Annotated in this window: 3 protein-coding genes; all 3 read left to right on the top strand. The window is 63.9% G+C overall.

Annotated features, from left to right (window positions below; all coding sequences use genetic code 11):
- Positions 1 to 957, top strand: a 957-nt coding sequence (locus H5T65_14075) for an ABC transporter substrate-binding protein (GenBank protein ID MBC7260355.1), incomplete at its 5' end; no start/stop codon positions are given.
- A gap of 145 nt (positions 958 to 1,102) precedes the next feature.
- Positions 1,103 to 1,891, top strand: coding sequence for an HAD family hydrolase (locus tag H5T65_14070; protein MBC7260354.1), 789 nt, complete (start codon positions 1,103 to 1,105; stop codon positions 1,889 to 1,891).
- A partial coding sequence (locus H5T65_14065; GenBank protein ID MBC7260353.1) for a hypothetical protein occupies positions 1,866 to 2,092 on the top strand: 227 nt, incomplete at its 3' end. The genes H5T65_14070 and H5T65_14065, both read left to right, overlap by 26 nt.

The following is a 2,092-nucleotide window of genomic DNA, read 5'->3' as shown; positions in this document are numbered from 1 at the left end:
CGCATTGAGAAGGCCGCGGCCATGTTCATGGAGAAGTACCCCGAAATCACCGTGGAAGGGTACGACCTGGGCGGCGACGACGCGGTCATCAAAGTTCGCGAGGAGCAGAAGGCCGGCGCCTACGTCGGCGACGTTTGGTTCTCGGGTGGCGGCCCCGACATCTTCGGCGACCTCCTCCCGAAGGGCTATCTCGTCCCGTTCGTTCCCGATGACCTGCTGGACGTGATCCCGCCCGAAGCCCGCAACCCTCTGGTCGTGGCCCGCTACGGCGTGCGCGTCCTGGGCTACAACACCGAACTCAACCCCAACGGCTGCCCCATCACCAACTGGTGGCAGTTGACTGAGCCCGAGTGGAAGGGCAAGGTCTTCATTGAGGATCCGTTGACCGATGCTTCCACCATGGGCATCCTGACCACCATCGCGGCCCACGCCGAGGAGTTGGCTGCCGCCTACCGGGAGCGCTATGGCAAGGATCCCGTCCTGGATCCCGACACGCCCGACGCGGGGTGGCTCTGGGTGAAGAAGTTCGCGCAGAATTCGCCCGTGCCCGAACCCGGCGGCGATGAGGTCGTCCAGGCCTTCGCCACGCCCGGCATGAAGGAAGCCGGCGTAGGGTTCACTTCCTACTCCAAGTATCGGAACACTTTGAAGGGTGCTCTGGTCTTTGACGCCTGCAGGGGGGTCAAGCCGGTCATGGGCGTGCAGACGCAGGCCTACCTGGCGGTGATCAACCGCGCGTCGCATCCGAATGCCGCCAAGTTGTTCATCCGCTTCGTGCTCAACGAGGGGTTTGAGCCGTGGAACGTCATCGGCGACTACTCGGCCCGCACCGACGTGCCTGCGCCCAAGGGCGCGATCCCGCGCAATGAACTCAGCGTGTGGACCCAGGACGACGCCTACGTTTACGCCAACATCGCCAAGATGCGCGACTTCTGGGCGGTGAACCTGCTCCAGTAAGCGCGGTTCTGCGTGGATAAACAAGGGCGTGCCGGGGGCGCAGACCTCCGCGCCCCCGGAGCGCCCAGTTGTGGCCCCGCGCTTTGGCATGCGGGCGAGTGGTGGGACATTCTCCGCGCCCTCGCGGAACGTTCTGGAGACCGAAATGACGCAGATCCCGATTCAGGCTATCGTCTTTGACGTGGGCGGCACGCTGGAAGATATCTACTACGACTCCGCCAGCCACCGAGAGGCAACGCGAGAACTTCAGCGCTTTCTGAGCCAGCGGGGTCTTGAGCCAGGGCTGGACCTCGGAACGTTGCAGCGCACCGTCGTGTCGGGGATGGAAGCGTACCAGGCGTGGCGCGAGGCGACGGAGATAGAACTCCCACCCGAACGCGTGTGGACAGAGTACATCTTTCCCAATAGCCGGTTGCCCAGGGATTGCCTGGAGGCGGCTGCGGAAGACCTTACGTTCTTTTACGAAATGCACTATCAGGTGCGTAGGCTGCGCGCGGAGGTGCCCGATGTGCTGCACACCTTGCGCGAGCGGGGGTTTCGGCTGGGCATTATCTCCAATATCATCAGCCGCACCCTGGTCCCGCGCCAACTGGAGGCTTATGGGATTGCGCACCTGTTCGGCCCTGTGGTTACCAGCGCCTGCTTCGGCTGGCGCAAGCCTAATGTGCGAATCTTCTTGGAAGCGGCGCGGCTGCTGGGCCTTCCACCGGCGGCGTGCGCCTACGTCGGCGACACGGTGTCTCGCGACGTTATCGGCGCACGTCGGGCGGGGTACGGGCTTGCCATTCAAATCCATTCGTTTCTGACAGACAAAGCAGATCGCGGCAAGGCAGAGGCTGCGCCTGACGCCATTGTCCGCGACCTGACGGAGGTCGTTCCTCTGATACTCTCACGCTCGGAGACCGTTGATGGCGATACGGGGAATATTTTTTGACGCAGCGGGGGTGCTGTACCACCGCCCGCAATCCACGAGCCGATACGTGATGGACTTGCTCAAGCGGCGGGGCATCGCGCCGAAACTGGACGATGCCCGGCGCGCCCGTCTGAAGGCGCTGCGCGCGGCGGCCAACAGCGGCCGCATGGCGCCGGATGAATACTGGGATGCCGTTCTGATCGCCTATGGCGTCGGCGCTCC

The sequence above is a fragment of the Chloroflexota bacterium genome, from assembly GCA_014360805.1.
Taxonomy (GTDB): domain Bacteria; phylum Chloroflexota; class Anaerolineae; order DTLA01; family DTLA01; genus DTLA01.
This window is presented reverse-complemented; position numbering and strand designations above follow the sequence as displayed.